This is a genomic window from Paraburkholderia ferrariae NBRC 106233 (genome assembly GCF_000685035.1).
Taxonomy (GTDB): Bacteria; Pseudomonadota; Gammaproteobacteria; order Burkholderiales; family Burkholderiaceae; genus Paraburkholderia; species Paraburkholderia ferrariae.
In genome coordinates, this window is record NZ_BAYB01000007.1 from 169546 (window position 1) to 191101 (window position 21556).

At 61.0% G+C, this 21556-nt stretch carries 21 protein-coding genes and 1 pseudogene; 19 read left to right on the forward strand and 3 right to left on the reverse strand.

Annotated features, from left to right (window positions below):
* Positions 1–991: 991 nt before the first annotated feature.
* Both BFE01S_RS41815 and BFE01S_RS42855 read left to right on the forward strand, forming a co-directional pair.
* A complete protein-coding gene (locus tag BFE01S_RS41815; RefSeq protein ID WP_169742605.1) occupies positions 992–1759 on the forward strand; it encodes a tyrosine-type recombinase/integrase in 768 nt (255 codons plus the stop codon).
* Entirely contained in the window at positions 1726–2331 is a 606-nt protein-coding gene (locus tag BFE01S_RS42855) for a tyrosine-type recombinase/integrase (RefSeq protein WP_169742606.1), read from the forward strand. Before BFE01S_RS41815 ends, BFE01S_RS42855 begins: the two co-directional genes overlap by 34 nt.
* A gap of 154 nt (positions 2332–2485) precedes the next feature.
* Here the strand turns inward: BFE01S_RS42855 and BFE01S_RS37845 are convergent, their stop codons facing one another.
* Both BFE01S_RS37845 and BFE01S_RS07680 read right to left on the reverse strand, forming a co-directional pair.
* Positions 2486–3082 carry a LysR family transcriptional regulator gene (locus tag BFE01S_RS37845; protein WP_052420812.1) on the reverse strand — a complete coding sequence of 199 codons (597 nt, stop codon included), beginning with the start codon at positions 3080–3082 and terminating at the stop codon, positions 2486–2488.
* 68 nt (positions 3083–3150) lie between these two features.
* Positions 3151–3957, reverse strand: coding sequence for an aldolase/citrate lyase family protein (locus BFE01S_RS07680; RefSeq protein WP_028224973.1), 807 nt, complete (start codon positions 3955–3957; stop codon positions 3151–3153).
* Here BFE01S_RS07680 and BFE01S_RS37850 point away from each other — a divergent pair.
* From BFE01S_RS37850 to BFE01S_RS37865, 10 genes and pseudogenes are all read left to right on the forward strand, one after another.
* Positions 3956–4936 carry an IclR family transcriptional regulator gene (locus BFE01S_RS37850; RefSeq protein WP_245621055.1) on the forward strand — a complete coding sequence of 327 codons (981 nt, stop codon included), beginning with the start codon at positions 3956–3958 and terminating at the stop codon, positions 4934–4936. The genes BFE01S_RS07680 and BFE01S_RS37850 overlap by 2 nt on opposite strands.
* Before the next feature lie 149 nt (positions 4937–5085).
* Positions 5086–5697, forward strand: coding sequence for a flavin reductase family protein (locus BFE01S_RS07690; RefSeq protein WP_028224974.1), 612 nt, complete (start codon positions 5086–5088; stop codon positions 5695–5697).
* Positions 5698–5763: 66 nt separating this feature from the next.
* On the forward strand, positions 5764–7089 hold the full coding sequence (locus BFE01S_RS37855) for an MFS transporter (protein ID WP_042337323.1): 1326 nt from the start codon (positions 5764–5766) through the stop codon (positions 7087–7089).
* A 38-nt stretch (positions 7090–7127) separates the two neighbouring features.
* Complete coding sequence (locus tag BFE01S_RS07700; RefSeq protein WP_028224975.1) at positions 7128–8006, forward strand: fumarylacetoacetate hydrolase family protein; 879 nt, start codon at positions 7128–7130, stop codon at positions 8004–8006.
* Positions 8007–8009: 3 nt separating this feature from the next.
* A complete protein-coding gene (gene hpaH / locus BFE01S_RS07705) occupies positions 8010–8813 on the forward strand; it encodes a 2-oxo-hept-4-ene-1,7-dioate hydratase (protein ID WP_028224976.1) in 804 nt (267 codons plus the stop codon).
* Complete coding sequence (locus BFE01S_RS37860) at positions 8776–9234, forward strand: RidA family protein (protein ID WP_245621056.1); 459 nt, start codon at positions 8776–8778, stop codon at positions 9232–9234. Before hpaH ends, BFE01S_RS37860 begins: the two co-directional genes overlap by 38 nt.
* Before the next feature lie 14 nt (positions 9235–9248).
* Entirely contained in the window at positions 9249–10124 is an 876-nt protein-coding gene (locus BFE01S_RS07715; RefSeq protein ID WP_028224977.1) for an amidohydrolase family protein, read from the forward strand.
* A gap of 105 nt (positions 10125–10229) precedes the next feature.
* Positions 10230–11258: a porin gene (locus BFE01S_RS07720; protein ID WP_042337325.1), complete on the forward strand. Its 1029-nt coding sequence runs from the start codon at positions 10230–10232 to the stop codon at positions 11256–11258.
* A 329-nt stretch (positions 11259–11587) separates the two neighbouring features.
* Complete coding sequence (locus BFE01S_RS42860) at positions 11588–11785, forward strand: transposase (protein WP_084169626.1); 198 nt, start codon at positions 11588–11590, stop codon at positions 11783–11785.
* Between the two features lie 110 nt (positions 11786–11895).
* Positions 11896–12701 (forward strand): annotated as a pseudogene (locus tag BFE01S_RS37865) (IS5 family transposase).
* Positions 12702–13068: 367 nt separating this feature from the next.
* Here the strand turns inward: BFE01S_RS37865 and BFE01S_RS07735 are convergent.
* The gene (locus BFE01S_RS07735) at positions 13069–13842 is read right to left on the reverse strand and encodes a GntR family transcriptional regulator (RefSeq protein ID WP_028224979.1); all 774 of its coding nucleotides are present in this window, start codon (positions 13840–13842) and stop codon (positions 13069–13071) included.
* Positions 13843–14203: 361 nt separating this feature from the next.
* On the opposite strand from BFE01S_RS07735, the gene BFE01S_RS07740 reads away from it, so the two are divergent.
* The 7 genes from BFE01S_RS07740 to BFE01S_RS07770 all read left to right on the forward strand — a co-directional run bounded on the left by BFE01S_RS07740 (position 14204) and on the right by BFE01S_RS07770 (position 21556).
* Positions 14204–14821, forward strand: coding sequence for a cadmium resistance transporter (locus BFE01S_RS07740; protein WP_028224980.1), 618 nt, complete (start codon positions 14204–14206; stop codon positions 14819–14821).
* 218 nt (positions 14822–15039) lie between these two features.
* Positions 15040–15798: a GntR family transcriptional regulator gene (locus BFE01S_RS07745; protein ID WP_042337364.1), complete on the forward strand. Its 759-nt coding sequence runs from the start codon at positions 15040–15042 to the stop codon at positions 15796–15798.
* A 109-nt stretch (positions 15799–15907) separates the two neighbouring features.
* On the forward strand, positions 15908–17350 hold the full coding sequence (locus BFE01S_RS07750) for an ABC transporter substrate-binding protein (protein ID WP_052420814.1): 1443 nt from the start codon (positions 15908–15910) through the stop codon (positions 17348–17350).
* A gap of 88 nt (positions 17351–17438) precedes the next feature.
* Entirely contained in the window at positions 17439–18248 is an 810-nt protein-coding gene (locus BFE01S_RS37870; RefSeq protein WP_052420815.1) for an ABC transporter permease, read from the forward strand.
* A complete protein-coding gene (locus tag BFE01S_RS07760; protein ID WP_245621057.1) occupies positions 18173–19105 on the forward strand; it encodes an ABC transporter ATP-binding protein in 933 nt (310 codons plus the stop codon). The genes BFE01S_RS37870 and BFE01S_RS07760 overlap by 76 nt, the downstream gene beginning before the upstream one ends.
* Before the next feature lie 98 nt (positions 19106–19203).
* The gene (locus tag BFE01S_RS07765; protein WP_028224984.1) at positions 19204–20571 is read left to right on the forward strand and encodes an arylsulfatase; all 1368 of its coding nucleotides are present in this window, start codon (positions 19204–19206) and stop codon (positions 20569–20571) included.
* 16 nt (positions 20572–20587) lie between these two features.
* A complete protein-coding gene (locus BFE01S_RS07770; RefSeq protein WP_281177392.1) occupies positions 20588–21556 on the forward strand; it encodes a formylglycine-generating enzyme family protein in 969 nt (322 codons plus the stop codon).

The following is a 21556-nucleotide window of genomic DNA, read 5'->3' on the forward strand; positions in this document are numbered from 1 at the left end:
TTTTCGTGTGCGGCTAGTCGCGATCCCCCTTTGATCGAGCATTTTGCGATTGCGCGGTGGAATGGTCGTCGTGGAGTCGGATGGTGATGGCTGGTGGTGGACTTGCGCGGCATTCGACGTTGAGGCGTGCAGGATAAAGCTTTGTTGCGTTGTCCCCATACTTGTCGCGTTGATGGCGTAGGCGAGGTCGTCTGCACTTTTGCCACGTATCCGGCCAGTCTGTAGGTCGACAAGCGTCAAAGGCCACGAAGATTCCAGAATCGCCGGACCATCGGCGAGCGCTGATAATCAACTCGGTGACGTACTCGGGCAGCGGTGCTCAGGGAAGGTTGGAAGGAGGCCCTTCGTCGAGTTACGATGGGACTTAAACGATGTGGGCGGTGGGTTCGCTTCTGAGGCTGTCTTCGTAGCTAACTCGGTAATTCATCTAAGGCTCCGGCCGTCTGGGCAATATCGGAGCGTCGAATGTGGCAGTTGCTGAATTCTTTTCGATATCAAGCGGCATGAGAAGGCGACCGCGAACGCTATATGTATAGAGAGAGCAGGCGGCGACAGCGATTTCAATGATGCTTTATCGCTGGCACCAGCCCGGCACAGATATTGTCTGCCCGGACGCGCCAAGGATTGGGGGGCGGTGCAGTCTGCAAATTCCTGTTGCGGACTGACCACATCCAGGGCAAAATCTCGCCTCGTTGTATTTTTTGTTGTATCTGCAGGATCGAACTGGAGGCAAGCCTTATCTATCAAGGCGAGCGAGGGCTTCTTGGAACCCCTCAGCACCCACCAGTTTCGCGATCTGCAGTTGTCCAGCGCAGTCTGAAAAAGTAGGTTGTAGTCCCTGAAACCCGCATGGCCATTGGCTTTGCGGGTTTTTTGTTTTCTGCGGACGGTTCAGAAACGTCCATGGTCGGTTGTTAGAACCCGGACTTTTATCGTTGTATTTTCCCGTGTATGTTGTATCCCGTGCCCAATTCAGATGCGGGATACAACGATGGCTCGATCTCCTCTCCATAAGCTCACCCGACTCGAGATTGCCAACGCAAGGCCGACGGTCAAACCTTACACCCTGTCGGACGGCGGACGCCTCTACGTGCTGGTCAAGCCCGAAGGTGCCAAGCTGTGGCGCTGGAACTATGATTTCGCTGGAAAAACCAGGACGATGGCTTTCGGCAGCTGGCCGGAAGTCTCGGAGAAGGAGGCACGCGCCGCTCATGCAGCCGCACGGGAGCTATTGCATCAAGGCATCGATCCCATGCAAAAGCGGCGCGAAGACAAACGTCGTGCAAGATTCAGCGCGAATGCCACCTTCGAAGCTGTCGCCAAGGCATGGATCGCGGAGCAGAAAGAGCACTGGTCCGCCAACTATCTCGACAAGATCGAACGGCGGCTCTCGAAGAACGTCTACCCCTGGCTTGGCAAGCGGCCGATCGCCGAGATCACCACGCCGGAATATGTGGAGCAGATCATTCGTCGCGCACGCGATCGTGGCGTACTCGACACGGCAAGAAGGGTGAGAGAAACCTGCAATTGCGTCTTTCGGCATGCGGTCGAGAACGGGCTCATCAAGTCGTCTGAAAATCCCGCGATCGATCCCAAGGTGGGCGGCGTGAGAACGCCGCCGGTGCAGCATTACGCAGCCATCACGGACCCTGAGGCGCTGGGTCAGTTGATGCGGGTGATCAGGTCGTACAAGGGAACACCGATTGTCGGGCCGCGTTGCAGTTCGTGCCGTTGGTCTTTCAGAGGCCGGCCCAGATAAGGACCGCGCGATGGGAACAGTTCGACCTAGATAACGCACTCTGGACCTGCCCGGCGGCGATGATGAAGGGAAAGTTGGCGCGCAAGAAAGACGGACCGCCTCACTACGTGCCACTGTCGCGCCAGGCTGTCGCAATACTCCGCGATCTGTATCCGCTAACGGGCCCGGTAGGTTATGTGTTTCCGAGCAGGAAGGCGGGGCTACCTATGTCGGACGGTACGATCAACGCGGCTCTGCGGACTATCGGCTATTCGGGGCACGAGATGACCGGGCATGGCTTTCGCGCAACCGGCCGTACTCTAATTCGGGAGCGCCTGGGTTACGACAGGGAAGTCGTTGAACGGCATCTTGCTCACGGGAGCGACGAGGAGCTGGGAAACGCGTACGACCGGGCGCAATTCTTCGACCAGCGGCGACAGATGATCCAAGGCTGGTCCGATTACCTCGATCGGCTAGCGTGCGACAAAAGCGAAGCCGATTTCGCTTCGTCGCATGTGCCGGCTCAGGAGAAGGCACCGTTCGTGGAGGGAGCGATCACAAGTGCGGAGCTGGCATACTCATCTGCACAATGAGTTTGCTGCAGAGAAGCAGCGAAAGGGCCAGAAAAATCAGTTATGCTAAATTGATCATTACCAAGTGATCATGCGAATTTGCAAATTCTGCGAGGGCGTAGTCTCACGACTAATATTGTGAGACTAGCTGACTTCGAATAGTTCACGTGCACGATCAGCGATGAATGACACACGCCGGGCACGATGTGCGGGCAAGCTCGGCGAGCATTGACGGATAGCCGGCACGCCGCAAATACGCACGACTGCCTACAAGCCGGAACGTAACCTTGCCGATGGGCCGCGCAACCAGCGTGGAAGGCAATAGTCCGCGACTCGTGACTCTCAGCGCCAGGTCGAACCCCTCTTCGACAAGATTGACCTGCCGGCCGGACATGTCGATATCGAGTCGAACCTCGGGAAAGGCCGACTGATATCCGGAAAGTAACTGCACGAATTCGGCGTTGGCCATCCATACCGGCACGCTGACTTTCAACACGCCAGTGGGAGAAGTCGTGGCGTTTCTGACAACCGCCTCGACTTCGTTGAGTTCGTCCAGCATGCGTCGCGAGTGATCCAGATAGATCGCGCCGGGCTCGGTCAGGCTCAAACGCCGGCTGGTCCGGTTAAGCAGGCGCGTACCCAGTTTGCTTTCGAGGTCGATGACGTGTTTGCTGGCCATCGCCGTCGAAATGCTCATGCGCCGCGCGGCGGAGGAGAAACTTCCGAGTTCCGCGACTAGCCGGAATATTTTTATGCTGACGAGCGTATCCATCCGCGACAGCGTCAATCTCGCGGGGAAATCGAAGAAGTCATGCCGGACTCGTCACCATAGTGCGCGCATCAGTAGCTGAACGCTCGTGAAGCGTCACCCGACTGCGGCGCACCGCTGAAGCGTCCCGCCAACGCTTCGGACGCACGGGCGAGCATCACAGCGTCGATCCCGACGGCGACGAACCGTGCGCCCATCTCGAAGTAACGTTGCGCGCTTGGCTCGTCGACCATCAACAATCCCGCCGATTTGCCGCAACGCGCGAGGCGGCCAATCGCGGCATCGACGGCGCCGCGCACTTCGGGGTGGCCCGCTTTGCCCATGTGTCCGAGGCTTGCCGCCAGATCCGCCGGTCCGATGAACACGCCGTCCACGCCGGGCACGGCCGCGATCGCTTCGAGATTGTCGAGTCCCATGCGCGTCTCGATCTGAACCAGCACGCAAAGCTGCGCCGCTGCCTCGCGGGCGTAATTGCCGATACGGCCGAAGCGGGTCGCGCGCACCGTCGATCCGCCTACGCCGCGCACACCGTCCGGGGGATAACGCGTGGCTGCGACGGCGCGGGCCGCTTCTTCCGCCGTCTGAACGTAGGGAATCAGCAGCGTCTGCGCGCCGAGGTCGAGATAACGCTTGATGAGTACGGTGTCGTTCCAGGCCGGGCGCACCACGATCGAAGTAGGCGAAGCCTGCGTGGCCTGAAGTTGAGCCAGTATCGACGATACGTCGTTGGGCGCGTGCTCTGCATCGAGCATCAGCCAGTCGAATCCCGCGCCGGCGACGATCTCCGTCGTGTAGGCGTTCGCAAGCACGGACCAGAGCCCCACCTGCGGACGTCCGTCGGCGAGGGCTGCTTTGAAGCGGTTCACGGGGTTGTTCATGATGGTTCGTCGGTCAGTCAGGAAGGCGCTGCAGCGAAGTCACTGTACGGATCTGTCGTGCGGCGGGCAATGTGTTCGTCGCATAATGTTCCACTGTGTGGACATTGTTGATGAGCGGAGAGGACCGGATATGGAGATCGCAGGGCAGGACGACGATTCGTCGAAAGCGCAGGGCGTGCGGGTGGTCGATCGCGTTATCGACACGTTGCGGATTCTCGCGTCCGGACAGGATCGGGGCGTACGCCTGACCGATGTGGTGACGCAAACCGGGCTGAGCCGGCCGACCGCGCACCGCATTTTGCAGGCGCTGATCAAGGGCGGGGCCGCGGAACAGGACGAGCATACGCGCCGTTATCTGATCGGCACGGAAATGATGCTGATGGGCTTCGCTCGCGTGAAGTTTCCGATTTGCGTGGCGGCCGAGCCTTATCTACTGCAGCTTGCCGAGGAACTCGGCGACACCGTGTTTCTCACGATCCGTTCGGGCTGCGATTCCGTCTGCGTGGATCGCAAGATCGGCAGCTATCCCGTCAAGGTCATGTCGATCGATGTGGGCGCGCGCCGTCCACTGGGTGCTGGCGTGGCAGGTGTCGTATTGCTGGCGGCGTTGCCGGACGAGACCGTCACCGATATTTGCGCGATGAACGAACCGCGCTTGCGGCAATTCAATCTCGACGGCTCGGCGATTCTCGAGCGGGTCGGCGAAACGCGCTCGCGAGGCTACGCATTCGTGCCGATGGGCGTGATGCCGGGCACGCGTGCGCTCGCGGTGCCCGTGCGCAACGCATCGGGCGCCACCATCGCCGCGATCAGTATGACGTCGATTGCGGAGCGTTTGCCGCCCGAGAGCGTCGAGCGAGTGGTAGCGCTTCTCGCCAAAAAAGCGACCCTTGTGGCACGCCGGCTCGATCAGATGGAAAGCGCCCGCTCTTCGCGGCGTGCTCCATCCTCACGTAAAAAAGTCCAGCCAGCGGAATAGACGGCAACGTGACGGTTGTTGCGCCGCAGGCGGCGGTGCCATGATCTATTCAACAGCGAGGGGCACGGCTGCGAGGCCGAGTCCTTCACCACATAACATGCCGCCCGAAGGACCGATGTCCGTTACGGCGCGGCGCAGGAGATTATTCGATGCGTATCGAAGCCAGCGAACTGGATGCCCAGCGGTCATACCGGCTCATTACCGGGCTCGTGGTGCCGCGCCCCATTGCATGGGTTTCCACGCAGTCTGAAGCCGGCCTCGTGAACCTCGCGCCGTTCAGCGCATTCACGTTCGTTTCCCCCAAGCCGCCGATGCTCGCGATCAGCGTGGGTCATAAGGCCGGCGTCTATAAAGACACGGCCCGCAACATCCTTGCTACGGAAGAGTTCGTCGTTCATATCGCCGATCACGCGTTGATGGAGGCCGTGCATTACAGCGCGAAGGAATATCCGTCCGATGTAAGCGAGGTGGAAGCACTCGGGCTCGAAACCATTGCGTCGGACAAGATCAAACCGCCTCGCATCGCTGGCGCTCCCGTGGCGATGGAGTGCCGGTTTCGCCAATGTATCGAATTCGGCGATACGCGCAGCCGCCTGATCGTGGGCGAAGTGCTGGTTTTCCACGTGCGCGACGGATTGGTGAACGACGGCAAGGTGGAAACGCGCGAACTGGACCCGATCGCGCGCCTGGCTGGCCCGAACTACGCGCGCGTTGGCGAAATCACGACATTGCGCCCCATCTTTCAGACGCCCAAGCAGTAATCCGCCTGACCCCGGCGCCGAACGTATTACATCGATAAGCCGTTAAGCGGCATTCAGGAGACAGACGTGGCGGTTGGAACATCGAGCGACTATTCAAGCGCGCAGCGGTTGACCATCATTGTGTCGTGCATTCTGGGTTTCGCGCTGGATCTTTACGACGTGCTGATCCTGCCGTATCTGATGCCGTCCATCCAGCACACGCTCGGCCTTTCGCTGGTCGAACTCGCGAGCGTCACGACCGTGACGCTAATCGGTTCCGTGATCGGCGGTGCGTTGTTCGGCTGGCTTGGCGATCGCATCGGAAGAAGGACTGCGCTGCAGTTGACGTTGGGCGTGTTCGCGCTGGCTTCGGTCGCCTCGGCGTTCGCCTGGAGCTACGGCTCGCTCGCCGCGTTGCGCTTCGCCACGGGCGTCGGTCTTGGCGGCGAGTGGGGCGCCGGCATGGTGCTTTTCAACGAGACATGGAATCCGAACCGGCGCGGTCTCGGGAGTGCGCTCATCCAGGCGGCCGCGACGATCGCCACAGCCGGCGCTTCCATCGTCGGTCTCTGGCTGGTCGCCGCGTTTACGCCCGAATGGAGTTGGCGGCTTGGCTTTCTCTCGGGTGGTTCGCCGGTCGTGCTGATGATTGCGATCCGCTTCTGGATGCCCGAGTCGCGTGCATGGCAGGCGTCGGTCAGTCAGCGCAAACAAGCGGCGGCGGGTGCACGGCTCGCATCGCCAATCCGCGCCGTGATGACGCGCCGCCTCACGCTGGTCGCAGCAGCCAGCGCGCTCTGGATGACGGGTTACATGTTTTGCTATTACGCCATCGTCGTTTTTCTGCCGACCTTGATGCTTAGGGTGCTGAAGGCGCCGCCCGATGTCGTGCGCGAGACGGCTGTGACGGCGGCGGTGCTCGGTGGCGTCAGTTATCTCGTGATGGGCTGGTGCAACGATCGTTTCGGCCGCCGCTTCGGCGCTGTGGTTCCCGCGCTGGGCTGGGTGGTTTGCCTCGGCCTGCTGTATGCGACCGGCGGCGGCCATTACGAAGGTCGGCTGTTGCTCTGGCCGATGTTCTGGATCGCCGTGACATTCTCGATCGGCAATTCCGCCGTAGGTGTGGTCGGTGCCTGGTTATCCGAATTATTTCCAATCGAGGTGCGTTCGACGCTGGTTTCCAGCGCCTACATGATCGGCCGGGCGATGGGCAGTCTCGCGCCGATTCTCGTGCCGCTCGTGGCGACGGCGCGAGGCGGGCTTACGCAAGGGATGCTCGTTGCGGCGCCCGCCGCTGCGCTCTTTCTGGTCATTTCGCTCGTGTTGCCGGAAACGCGCGGCAACGCCTCGCGCCGCTCGCAAACTGACTACGCGCCAGAAGACCGCAAGAACGGCAGCGCGATCACGCATTAGGCATCTGCGTTTTTCTTTTTTGATAGGGTTTTCATTCCATGCGACTTCTCAGTTTTGTTACGGTCGACGATGACACCGCTTCGTTGCGTTACGGCGCGGCCGCGCACGGAGGTATCGTCGATCTGGGCGCGCGCCTCGCGCCGCGCCATCCGTCATTGCGCTCGTTGTGCGCGGATCCCGAAGGCCTCGCGCTCGCGCGTCATACCCTGGACGGCGTTGCACGCGCCGATTTTTCGCTCGACGAAATTGTATGGCGTGCGCCGATCGGCAATGCAGGGAAAATCTGGTGCATCGGCGTCAATTACGAAGATCGCAATGCCGAGTATCGCGATCAGTCAAAGCAGCCTGCGTATCCGAGCCTTTTCGCGCGCGCGGCCGATTCGCTCGTCGGGCACGGGCAAGCGCTCGTGCGCCCGCGCGTATCCACGCAACTCGACTACGAAGGCGAACTCGTCCTCGTGATAGGAAAGCGCGGGCGACACATTTCACGCGAGCGCGCGCTCGAACACGTATTCGGCATGACGCTGGCGAACGAAGGCACCGTGCGCGACTGGCTCTATCACGCGAAGTTCAACGTGACGCAGGGAAAGAATTTCGACGCATCGGGAAGCATCGGGCCATGGATCGTAACGGCGGACGAGCTCGATCCGGGCGCGATGCACACCATTCGCACCCGCGTGAACGGCGAATTGCGTCAGGAGGAAACGACGCAGCGGATGATCTTCGATTTTTCGTATTTGATCGCCTATTTGAGCACGTTCGCCACGCTGCATCCGGGCGATCTGATCCTCACGGGCACGCCCACGGGCGCGGGCGCACGCTTCGATCCGCCCCGCTGGCTCGTGCCCGGCGACGTGGTCGAAATCGAATCGCCGAATATCGGCGTGCTTCGCAATACCGTAATCGACGAGGTTTGAACGATGCTGACTCACGATGTAATCGACACGCTCGCGGCGAGACTCGACGAAGCGGAAACCACGCAGATGCCGCTGCCGATTTTCACTCACGAGTTTCCCGATCTCGATCTGAGCGACGCCTATGCGATCCAGAGCGCGTGGATCGCGCGCAAGCTGGCCCGTGGCGGCCGCGTGGTCGGGCACAAAATCGGACTAACCTCGAAGGCAATGCAGGACGCGGTGGGTATCGACGAGCCGGATTACGGCGTGTTGCTCGACGGCATGATCGTGACCGACGGTAGTTCCGTTCCCGCCGATCGTTTTCGGGCGCCGCGTATCGAAGTCGAACTGGCTTTCGTGCTGGAAAAAACGCTTAGTGGTCCGGACTGTTCTCTATTCGACGTACTGGAGGCAACGCGCTACGTGCGGCCCGCGCTCGAAATACTGGATTCGCGCATGCATCGCCGAGACCCGGAAACGGGACGTCTGCGCACGGTTCGCGACACGATCGCCGACAACGCGGCCAATGCCGCGATCGTGCTTGGTGGCCTGCCGATCGCCCCGCATTCGGCGGATCTGCGCTGGATCGCGGCGCTGCTTTCACGCAATGGCAGCGTCGAGCAAACCGGCGTGGCGGCCGGCGTGCTGAACCATCCCGCCAATGGCATTGCGTGGCTCGCGAACAAGCTTGCTGCGCACGGAAGCTCGCTGGCGGCCGGGGAAATCGTTCTTGCGGGGTCGTTCACACCTCCGGTCGACGTGAGTGCGGGCGACACGTTTCACGCCGACTATGGCCCACTCGGCACGGTTTCGTGCCATTTCAGCTAACGGAATCCTTATGACGGCACGTAAAAGTATTTATATCCCCGGTTTCAAGCACGTGAATCCGATTCCGAATGCCTGCCGGCTCGGCGATCTGCTGATGTCGGGCATCATCCTCGGCATCGATCCGGCGACGGGCGATGTGGCGCCGACGCTCGAAGAACAATGCGCGCATCTGTTCGCACATGTGCGGACCATTGTCGAGGCGGCTGGCGGCGATACCGGCGACATCATCAAAATGAACGTCTGGCTGAAAGACCGTTCGCAGCGCCAGGCGGTCAACGACGAATGGCTCAAGATGTTTCCCGATCCGCAAACGCGCCCGGCACGTCATGCGCTGCCATTGAACGTCGATGGGCCGTCGCTGGTGCAGTGCGATTTCATCGCGGTATTCGCGCCGACCTCGGCGATCACGCCGCAAGCCTGACCGGAGAATCGACAATGCCCGAGTATTTCCCGTTTCATCCCGAACCGCGTGCGCCGCGTTCGCCATTGCCCGCCCTCGCGTGCGACAGCCAGTTTCATGTGTTCGGACCGTCCGAGCGGTATCCCGTGCAACCGGGCGCCGTGTACGAGATGCCCACGGCCACGATCGAGCGCGCGCTTGCACTGCATCGCACGCTCGGGCTGCAGCGCGGCGTTATCGTGCAGGCCACGACGTATGGCGCCGATCATCAGGTGGTGCTCGATGCATTGCGCGTTGCAGGCCCCGATTATCGCGGGTGTGCGAACGCGCTCGTGCTCAAGGAAAAGGGCGACGCCTATCTTCAGACGTTGCACGACGCCGGCGTGCGCGGCGCACGCTTTTCCCGAGCCGGGCTCGGCGCGTCGCTGGCGCCCAATGAAATTCAACGCGCGTTGGCGAAAGTGCAGGAATTGGGCTGGTATGTGAAAGTCCAGCCGGGCCCGGATGGCGTTGCGTCGTCGATTGCGCCATTCGAAAATCTCGATGTGCCGGTTGTCATTGACCACATGGGGCGGCCCGATCTGAACACGGGCCGCGACGACCCGAGCCTGCGCAAAGTGCTGGAACTGCTCGAGCGCGGCAATGTATGGGTGATGCTCTCGCTCGGTGAGAAAACTTCGCGCACCGGCTATCCGTGGGACGACGCGGTGCCGCTCGCACGTACGCTGATCGAGGCCGCGCCGGATCGCTGCATTTGGGGAAGCGACTGGCCGCATCCCGTTTCCACGAAGGCCCCGCCGAACGACGGCGAGCTGGTCGATCTGCTGTGCCGATACGCGCCCGACGCCGTCACATTGAAGAAGATTCTCGTCGACAACCCAGTGATGTTGTTCGGCTTCCCCACCGAGTAACGGACACAGCCAGCCGCGCGGTTGGCTTGACAGGAAAGGCTTCGCGTTAGCGGCGTTATCGCGATCGACATAAAAAATAAGCATAACTAATTAATAGAGACGGGTATGAAAAAAGTACGGGTGGTGGCTTGCGGACTGACCTTCTTGGCGATATCGGGCACGGCGTGCGCGCAGTCGGGTGTGCAGCTTTACGGCGTGATCGACGAGTTCGTGGGCACGCAGACGCCGGTTGGCACGAAGCACGCTTATGGTCTTTTTTCCAACGGGATGCAAACGAGTTATTTCGGCATCACCGGGAACGAAGATCTCGGAGGTGGCTATGCGACTGTCTTTCGACTCGAAGCCTATCTCACGCCGTCGAGCGGCAAAGTGGGGCGCTTCGCCGGCGATCCTTCGTTCTGGGGACGCAATGCGTATGTGGGCCTGGAGACACCAGCGGGGTTAGTAACGACCGGACGTAATACGGTGCCGTACTTTCTGGACGCACTGAGAGTCAATCCGTTTGGGAACGCGTTCGGTTTTTCTCCGGCGATGATCCAGATGTACAAGGGCTTGCCGGGGCAAGAGATTGCTGGCGACACCGAGTGGAACAATTCGGTCATGTACACGAGTCCCGGCATCGGTGGCTTCGAACTATCGGCGATCTATGGCTTCGGCAATGCGGCTGGGCGGCCCGGCCAGAATCAGTGGGGCGGTAGCGCGGCATACGGGCGTGGACCTTTGTATGCCGTGGCCGCGTATCAGCAGCTGAAGTACAACGTGACGCCAGGTGATCTCACTACGTCGATTCCCGGTTTCGAACAGCAATCGGCGTTACTCGCGGGCGCGACCTGGGATTTCCGCGTGGTGAAGGTGTACGGCTTTTATCAGCATGTCGACGATTCGATCACCACGGGCGATCTGTCGACGAATAGCGGGCAGCTTGGCGTATCGATACCGTTTGGCGACGCGGGCAAACTCACGGCGTCTTACATGTACATGAAGGGCATCGGGCGCGGGGACCCGATTCGCCGGACCTGGGCGGTAGGCTATGACTACCGTCTATCGGTGCGTACGGACGTGTACCTGGCCTACACGAACGACCATGCCACGTCGGCCGGCACGGCAGGCGTTGGGATTCGAACAGCGTTCTGATCCGGCGCAGATAGGTCGCGGGCAGGCGTGCCCGCGACGCGAAGTCGATAGTCGTTTGTTGCGCGCGGACCTGAACCGGAGCAAGCGGGCGCGCTTCAGGCGCCCGTGAAGCTTTCCGCCTTGAGTGGCGGCCCAAGTACCTTGATTCCACGCTGCTCCGAGAGCACCATGGAAACGATGGAAATCGGGATGACCGGGGGTATTTAGCACGTTCGCATAGTCAGCAAAAAACTACTCGATTTCGCCAGCCGGATCGAACACGTTGAAGTGGTCTCTAATCCTCCCAGACACCAATTTAGGCGAGAATACTCGCCGTGAAGAGGTGTTTGATGAGCAAGCAACGTCGTACGTTTTCCCCCGAGTTCAAGCGGAGTGCGGCCTCCGTGGTTCTCGACCAGAAGTATAGCCGCGTCAATGCCAGCTGTTCGGTCGGCGTCATGGAGTCAGTTCTGCGTGGTTTGGTTCAGCAACTGCATCAAGAGCGTCATGGAATCACGCAGCAGAGCGCGGCAATGACCCCGGAGTAGCAGCGTATCCAGGAGCTGGAGGCGCGGGTTTAACGCCTCGAAAGGGAGAAACATTATAAAAAAGCTAGAGCGTGTTAGGCACTTACGACCAGACCTGGTATCCTGGCTGGATGGCAAAACGCAAACCCTACCCGACGGATGTGTCCAATGAAGAATGGGCTTTGCAGCTCCGTATCTGACTTTGATGCACAAAGATGCCCCGCAGCGTCGATATGAACTACGCGAGATGTTTAACGCGCTGCGCTGGATCGTGCGCGCGGGAGCGCCTTGGCGCATGTTGCCAAATGACTTTCCGCCTTGGGAACTGGTTTATCAGCAAACGCAACGCTGGATTCAGGCGGGTTGTTTCGAGGCCATGGTCAATGATCTGCGTTCGGTTATCCGCGTCGCGCAGGGCCGTAAGGGTCAGCCCAGTGCGGTCATACTCGATGGGCGTACGTTGCAATCGAGCTGCGAGAGTGGACCTCGCGCCGGTTACGACGGCTATAAGCGTAAGCGGGGCAGCAAGGTTCACATGGCGGTCGATACGTTGGGCCAGTTGCTTGCTGTGCACATTACGCCGGCCAACGAGCAGGAGCGAGCCCAGGTTGGCGAACTTGCGCGTCAGGTCCAGGAGGTCACAGGCCAGACGGTGAAGGTCGCGTTTGCCGATCAGGGCTATACCGGTGAGGAACCCGCTCAGGCAGCGCTGGACGAAGGAATCGAGCTTGAGGTAATCAAGCTGCCGGAAGTGAAAAAAGGCTTTGTTCTGTTGCCACGCCGCTGGTTGGTCGAACGCAGCTTTGGTTGGTTGAACCGCTTCCGCCGGTTGGCCCGAGACTATGAGCGATTGCCCGAAACCCTGGCTGGTCTGCATTTCGTCGTATTCGCCGTGCTTATGCTTGTCCACTTCGCAGCCCTTAACACAAGTGCCTAACACGCTCTAGCGTGAGGGCGGCGAGGCTGCTCCGCGCTACTCCCGCACCTGCGTAAATTCCTTCGGGCTCTTGACGTTAAGTCGGTAGTGTGTGGGCTGGCAGCTGCTATTTGTGGCTGGCCGGAGGACAAGTACGGAACGCAATGCCGACTAACGAGGATCGATCGCACGCAGATGGCTGCTACGCCGGAAAGCGTAGGACTCATGCACCTTGCCCTCGAACCGGGTCGAGAGCACGCTGCTCGCCCGTAAGGCGAGTTCGCCGCCGCCAGAACCTGAGGCTCCTTGCGATCAAGCTGCGCACGTCCCGTGAGGTCGCTGACCGCGTGCGAACATTTCGACTTCCCCGCGCCCGACAGAACTCGGATCAGCCCTTGCGACCAGACTCTAAAGAGCGTTTTCGATCCACACGCAACCGGTATTGGAACGTGCCGCCCCTAAAATAGAGATATTCGAAGTCGATCGGTTGACGATCGCTGTCGTACGTGAGCCGTTCCACGCGCAACACCGGCGCGTCCTTCTTCAATTCGAGCGCACGCGTCATGGGCCCATGCGCCGGAATGGCGTCGATACTCAGGTCGGCGCTGCCCAGGGTAACGCCGCAATCGTTCTCCAGAATGAGAAAGATGTCACGCGTGGCGAGATCGGCGCGCTGGAGCTTCTTGCCGAGCGCCTCCGGCAGGAAAGTGACTTCGTACGACGTAGGTTCGCGGTTGACCAGCCGCACCCGATGGATCTCGGCAACCCTGGCGCCCTGATCCAGCGCCAGCCGGGACGCGACTTCCTCGTTGGCGGCGACGAAGCTGAACGAGACGACGCGATTCACGATCTCATGCCCCTCGTTCGACATGGATTCGGCGAAGCCTTGCAGCGACGTGATGTTCTGAATGGTCTTGGGCTGCGAAACGAATGAGCCCTTGCCGTGCACCTTGAAGATCAGCCCTTCGTTCTGAAGATCGCCCAGCGCCTGCCGGATGGTGATACGGCTGACCTCGAACATTTCCTGAAGTTCGCTCTCGGACGGCATGCGGCTGTGGGGAGGATAGCTGCCGTCGAGAATACCGCTGCGCAGCGTGTGTTTGATTTGCTGGTAAAGCGGAACTGGCGAGTCGAACTCGAATGTGTGGCGGCTGGTCGGCATGGTCGATGAGCGAGCGGGCACGGGAGTCCTGATCGTGCGCCTGTGGCGTTCATTGATTATAACCGCGCGCCTGGGCTGCGTGATGCGGGACCGGTGGCGGCAAGACATGACATGGCCTGCCATGGCAATGCCTCCCCCGGTTGCCCGCACCGCCGGGTTGCGAAGCAGCACCGGTCTGTGACGCGATGTACTCCAGCCGGCCGGCCGACGAGCGATGAAGCGCGGTCGGCTCTTGGCTCTCTGTATGGCATCGTATTTGCTTGAGTCGAGACATCATATCTTGTTATGACATGTTGACGCCATGATCGAAGTGCGACTTTGGCTCGCATCCGTGACGGCACGCTCAGCAAAGGAGAGGAGATTGGATGCTTTGCCCGTATTCGTGGCCACGGTCACGGCTGCCTATGTGTCGACCAACGTCGACGGTTACGCGCTTTTGCTCACGTTCTTCAGCAACGCGCGCTTTCGCACTGTCGAGATCGTAGCCGGGCAGTTCGTGAGCATGGCGGTGCAGTTGATGTCGTCCATTGCTATCACGCAGTCGGCATGGGTGGCGAATGCACCGTCCATCGGTCTTGCAGGCATCGTCCCGCTGGCGGTCGGGCTCGCGCGGATTGCGGGTTTGCGCCAAGGTAACCGGTGCGACGAGTGCAGCGCCGAGGGCCGCACGGCGACGGGCTGCGCGAGTCGCATCTTCACGGTGGCAGCCGTGGCGACGTCAGGAGCGGTAGACAACGTGCTGATGTATTCGGGCCTGTTGATCGGTCGTCCACCGGCGGCTGTTTCCTTGGCGACCGTTATTTTCGGTGTACTAACGGCAATCCTATGTCTGGGTGCATTCGTCACGACGCGCTCGCACGTATCGATCTCCGGCCTGCAGAAGGCAGCAGCGCGTCTCTCGCCGTTCGCAACGACCGCCATCGGCTTGTCGTTGCTGATCCGCTTCGACACGCTCGCGTGGATTTATTCCTTCGCCTGAGCGAGCGACGGCGTGCACCACGCCGACACTCCGATGCACCGTGTGCCGCAGCCGAGTTCGGTTATGGGGCGTAAGGCAGCGGGAAAAGGCTGGAAATACGGCAGTTCTGGTAGCAAAAAGCTTGGCACGACCTTTGCGTTATCCATATCAACTTGTAATGACGAGTTATATCCACTGACATGCGTGTAGCCAACCTGATCTTGTCCGAAGCGAGCGCGATGCCAACAGGCGGGTCGCCCGCGCAACTGGATGGGCCGAGCCCGCTGTACATGCAGATTGCCGACATCCTGCGCAATCGCATCCTGCAGGGCGCGTACCGGCCGAACCAGCAGATGCCGTCCGAAAGCGAGCTGATGAGCGCGTTCGACGTGAGCCGCATCACCGTTCGGCAGGCGCTCGGCAACCTTCAGAGCGAAGGGCTGATCTTCCGCATTCACGGCAAGGGGACATTCGTGTCGCGGCCCCGTGCGTTTCAGGATCTCGGCAGCCTGCAAGGCTTCGGCACGGCGATGCGCGAAATGGGCTACGAAACGCACTCGAAGGTGCTGTCGTTGCGCAGTGTCGTGCCCCCCAGGCATGTGCGCGAGCGAATCGAGAGCGGCGGTCGCGTCACCGAACTGCGGCGCCTGCGGTTCCTGAACCGGATACCGATCTCGCTCGACGTGTCGTATCTCCCGTCCGCGGTCGGTCAGCGCGTCGCCAAGGCCGATCTGGCCAATCGCGACGTGTTTTCCGTGCTGGAAAACGACTGCCAGATCGAGCTCGGTCACGCCGATCTGCGCATGTGCTCGATTCCCGCCACAGAAGAGTTGCGTGATGTGCTCGGCGTGGAAGAGGGCGCGCCGATTCTGTTCATCGAGCGCGTTATCCATACGAGCGCAGGCACGCCGCTCGAATACGAAGAACTGCATTACCGGGGAGACGCCTTCCAGTTCAAGGTCCACGTCGAAAGGCAGGCGCCCGGCGCCGGGAGTTGAGGACTCGGGCTGGATTACGCGCGGGTGCCGACATGGCGTCCCGGTTGTCACTGTCTGGCATGGGCGGCAACGAACCCGCTTCATGTCACTCATTCTTTAGGGTTACATCATGCGAATCAGAGGTTTGGCAGGCCATGCGTTATGCAGTGCTTCAATCGTCGCGATGGGCTCCGTGCTGGCATTTGGGACTGCCGCGCACGCGGAAACGATCGACATCGGCATCGGCACGCAGGACACCACGACCAATACGGTCACGGGCGGGATCGTCATCAAGCAACTCGGCTTGCTGGACAAGTATCTGCCCCATACGGGCAAGTACAAGGATGTCACCTATAACGTGACGTGGCAGAACGCGACGTCCGGTCCTCCCATCACCAACGGGATGATCGCGGGCAATCTGCAGATCGGCATGATGGGCGACTATCCCCTGCTCGTGAACGGCGCCACGGGACATGCCACGAACAACGACACGGAACTCGTCGCCGTGATCGCCTACAACGCGCATGGTGGCGGCAACGGCGTGGTCGTGCCGAAAGACTCGCCTTACTACGATCTCAGCGACCTCAAAGGCAAGCGCGTATCGGTGCCCTTCGGCTCCGCCGCTCACGGCATGCTGCTCGCTGCGTTGCAGAGCCGCAATCTGCCGGCGGATTACTTCGCGCTCGCGAATCAGTCGCCGGAAGTGGGCAGCACGAGCATTCAGGAAAACCGCGTCGACGCGCATGCGGACTTCGTGCCCTTCGCCGAACTGCTGCCTTACCGCGGCTATGCACGCAAGATCTTCGACGGAGCCGAGACGGGGCAGCCGACGTTTCACGGCGTCGTGATCCGCAAGGACTTCGGGCAGAAGTATCCGGAGATCGTCACCGCCTACATCAAGGCGTTGATGGAAGCGAATGACTGGGTGCGCAAGCACCCGGAACAGGCGGCCGAAAAGATCGAGGCGTGGACCAAGGTCAACAAGGAGGTGGCATACATATTCCTGGGGCCCGGCGGCATCGACACGCTTGATCCGACCATCAAGCCGCGCTGGATTGCTGCGCTGAAGACCGACTATGCCGTGCTCAGGAAGCTGAACATGGTGAAGGATCTCGATATCGATAAATGGGTCAACGACTCCTTCGTGCGCGAGGCCTTCAAGGAATCGGGCCGCGACTACGACGCCCAGCTCGCGAGTTTCAGCAACTACCAGGTTCAGGGCAAGGACGCCGTGTGCAACGTGCCCATCAGCAATGCGTCGCAGGCAGGACAGGTCTGGGTCCAGGGCGGCGAGATCGTGCCGTTCAGCTCGCCGGTATGCACGCTCGAAGGCGTGAACCAGTATCGCGCACAAGGCAGGAAGCTCGACGCTGTCTATCTGACGGACAAGGCGCTCGGCGTGAAGGTCTTCGCAAACGACGCGTTCTACACGCTCAGCAGCGCGGACGGCGGGAAGCCGGATGTGGAGCCGTTCCTGCTCAAGCGCGATGCCGAAGCAAGTGCGAAGCAGTCGGGCGCGAAAGTGGTCGACTACACGCAGGCGTTGAACGCAGTCCATAACGGGGAGAAATGAGATGGAACGCTCATTCGATCTTGAACTCAAGCATGGTGTGTCCGCACTTCCCGCGCCGCCGGCGCGCGCACCGGACAGGAGTCGGCGTTTGAAAGCGCCCACGCTGGGCAGCACGCAGGCGCTCGGCATCAAGGCGGCGTTTGCTGTCGTGTCGATCGGCGCGTTGTTCTTGCTGTGGTATCTCGGCACGCGTTATCGGGTGCAGTTCTATATCCGTTTTCAGAACGTGCCGACACCCTACGAGGTGTTCCGTGAGGCGGTGCACGTTGTCGGATCGAATACGTTCGCCGCGAATATCGGCAACAGCCTGCGGCGGATCTTTCTGGGCTTCGCTGTCGCGGTGGTCACGGGCGTCGCGCTCGGTCTGCTGATCGGGCGTTATCGCGTCGTCAATCAATTGCTGATGCCGGCAATCGAAGTGCTGCGGCCCGTTCCCGCCATCGCGTGGGTGCCAATGTCGATCATGCTGTGGCCGACGACAGAATCGTCCATCGTGTTCATCACGTTCATCGGCGCGTTCTACCCGATTCTGCTCAACACGGTGGACGGCGTCGAATCGCTCGACGGCGTGCTGATGCGCGCAGGCCGCTGCCTCGGCGCGAGCGAAGTGCAGCTATTCCGGTACGTCATCCTGCCGGGCGTGTTGCCGAACATCTTCACCGGCCTGGCGGTGGGCATGGGTGTCGCGTGGGTCTCGCTGATCGCAGCCGAAATGATCTCCGGCCAATATGGCGTCGGCTACTACACGTGGGAGGCGTACTCGCTAGTCAACTATCCGGCGATCGTTCTCGGCATGATCACCATCGGTGCGCTCGGCCTGCTGTGCAGCGGCGCGATCCGTCTGGTCGGGCAGATGTCGATGCCGTGGCTCGCCTATGTCAACGGAGCGCGCAAATGACCAGCAACGACAAAGGACGTATCGATTGCCACGACATCGGCGTCGTATTCGGCACGGGCGATGCTCAGACCGAGGCCGTCAAGGATGTGACGATCACCGTCGAGCCGCATGAGTTCGTTTCGCTGATCGGCCCTTCGGGATGTGGCAAGTCATCGCTCTTGAGCATCGTCGCGGGTTTCACGAAGCCGACGCGCGGCACGGCGCTGCTGGACGGCGTGCCCATCAGGAAGCCCGGCGCGGAGCGCGGCGTCGTGTTTCAGCAGTATTCGTTGTTCCCGTGGTTGCGCGTGCGCGAAAACGTGGAGTTCGGCCTGAAGATGGCCGGCGTTTCGCGCGCCAAACGGGAGGGCATCGCCCGCACACTGCTCGGGCTCGCAGGGCTGCTGTCGTTCGAGAATCACTACCCGGACCAGCTCTCGGGCGGCATGAAGCAGCGCATCGGCATTGTCCGTGCGCTGGCGGCCAATCCCCGGGTGTTGCTGATGGACGAACCGTTCGGCGCGCTCGACACGCAAACCCGGACCGTGATGCAGGAGATCCTGACGAACATGTGGCAGCGCTTCCGCCTGTCGGTCATGTTCATCACCCACGATATCGAGGAAGCCGTGTTTCTCTCGGACCGCATCTATGTGATGACCGCGCGGCCCGGTCGTATCAAGGCGGAAATTCGCGTGCCCCTGCCACGTCCGCGCACGGCTGCGATGTTCGATACACCCGAGTTCACCGGGTTGGTTCATCGGTTGAAAAACCTGATTCGGGAAGAGTCCCTCACCGCAATGGGTACGGAATTGCAGTCTGGCGGGGTGGAGGGGTTCAGCATGGAAATGGGCCCTGACGGCGTCGAATCGATATTCTGAACCCGTTGAAGTGTCGCCGGAAGCCATGCACCGTACGTTTGATTAGTATCCCTAACCGGGAGCGGGGGATAACGCTCCCGATTCGATGGAGTTTTTCAATGAGCAAGAAACCGAACATCCTGTTCTTCCATGTCGACAACCTGGGCATGGGCGAACTCGGCTGCTACGGCGGCGGCAAGCTGCGCGGCGCGGATACGAAGCGCATCGACGCGTTCTGCAAGGAAGGCACCAAGCTCACGCACTATGTGGTGGAACCGCAATGCACGCCGACGCGTTCCGCGTTGATGACGGGCCGTTACCCGATCCGCTCTGGCAATCACACAATTGCGCTCGGTGGCAACGGCGGGGGAATCGTGACGTGGGAAATCACCATTGCCGAATTGCTGGCGAAAGGCGGCTACAAGTCGTCGTGTCTCGGCAAATGGCATATCGGCGCGGAAGACGGCCGTTTTCCAATTGACCATGGTTTCGACGAATGGTACGGACCGCTGCGCACGTATGACGAATGCATGTGGCTCGAAGATCCGCACTATGTTCCCGAGCGCGACGGCTACTCGCACATGCACGAAGGCTTCAAGGGCAAAGGCACGAAGCCGCTGCTCGACGAGCAGCTCACGATGGAAACCAAGAAGACCTGCGACCTTGAGTATCAGAAGCGCGGCATCGACTTCATGCAGCGTTGCGTAAAGAACGACGAGCCGTTCTTCCTCTACTTCAATCACTCGCTGATGCATTTCCCGATGTTGCCGCGGGACGAGTTCGTCGGCAAGAGCACCAACGGCGACTGGGGCGACTGTCTGCTCATGCTCGATCACGACTTCGGCGTGCTGCTCGATGAGCTCGACCGTCTGGGCGTGGCCGACGATACCATCGTCATTCTTTGCGGCGACAACGGTGCGGAAGATCACCTCGCCGGTCGCGGCACGGGCGGCTTCTTCGACGGCTCGTACTTCAGTTCGGCGGAAGGGGGCATCCGTACGCCGTTGCTCGCGCGCTGGCCGGGACGCATTCCGGCGGGCGTCGAGAGCAATGAAATGGTGCACGTCACCGACATGTTCACGACGTTGCTGAACTTCGCCGGTGAGGAGACCCCGAAGGACCGGCTCATCGACGGCCAGGACCAGACCCGGTTCTTCCTCGGCGAACAGACGACGTCGAACCGCGAGTCGTGCATGGTGTGGCTCAAGGACGAACTGCATGCGGTAAAATGGAAGGACTTCAAGATCAACTTCAAACGCCAGCAGCATTTCCACGACCCCGAATTGCCGCTCGGATTTGCACGCATCACGCACCTGCAGGAAGACCCGAAGGAGCGCGAAGCCGTGAACCAGCGCTATGTGCGGTGGTGGGTCATGCAGCACGCGCATCGCGTTGTGCGTGAGTTCGACGAGAGCGTGAAGCAGGAAGAACTGATTCCGCCGGGCTCCGCGCTGGAGTTCGTGCCGAAGTCGGTTTTCAACTCCTGACGCCATGAGCGCGCCGATGACGGACGCACGACCCGAGAAGCGTGTATGCTGCTGCTCCCGCGCGAAGGCTGCGGGACTGGCGCCATCGAATGAAGCGGCTCGCACTGAAGGCATGGTGCGGATTTTGGGCGGCGAGTTCACGATGGGTTCCGATGTTTTCTATCGCGAGGAGCGTCCGGCGCGGCGCGCCACGGCGGCAAGCTTCTGGATCGACACGCATCCGGTGACGAACGCACAGTTCGAGGCGTTCGTCGACGCCACGGGGTATCTCACCGTATCCGAACGGCAGCCCGATCCGTCGCGCTATCCGGATGCGGATCCTGCTCTGTTGTGTCCGGGGTCGCTCGTGTTCACGCAGCCTTCGTCCCGCGTCGGGTTGCGTGATTACCGCAACTGGTGGGCGTACGTGCCCGGCGCGAGCTGGCGTCATCCGCAAGGGCCGGGCAGCGATCTCGAAGGCCTCGCGGATCATCCGGTGGTGCATGTGTCGTTCGCGGATGCGAGTGCGTATGCGGCGTGGGCAGGCAAGTCGCTGCCCAGCGAAATCGAATGGGAATACGCGGCGCGCGGTGGCCTCGATGGCGCCGCCTATCCGTGGGGCGACGAGTTCGCGCCCGAAGGGCGGCAGATGGCGAATACGTGGCAAGGCGAATTTCCGTGGCAGAACACGGCGCTCGACGGCTATGAGCGCACCTCGCCGGTGAAGTCCTATCCGGCCAACGGCTACGGTCTTTACGACGTCGCGGGCAATGTGTGGGAATGGACCACGACGCGTTACGGCAACGCGCCGGGTGTCGAAGAAGCCAGGGCATGCTGCATCCCGTCCTCGGGGCTGGACGATCCCGACGTGCGCAACGTCGTGAAGGGCGGCTCCCATTTGTGCGCGCCGAGCTATTGCCTGCGTTATCGACCCGCAGCCCGTCAGGGCCAGACGCTCGATACGGCGACGAGTCATATCGGATTCCGATGCATCGTGCGCGTGTGA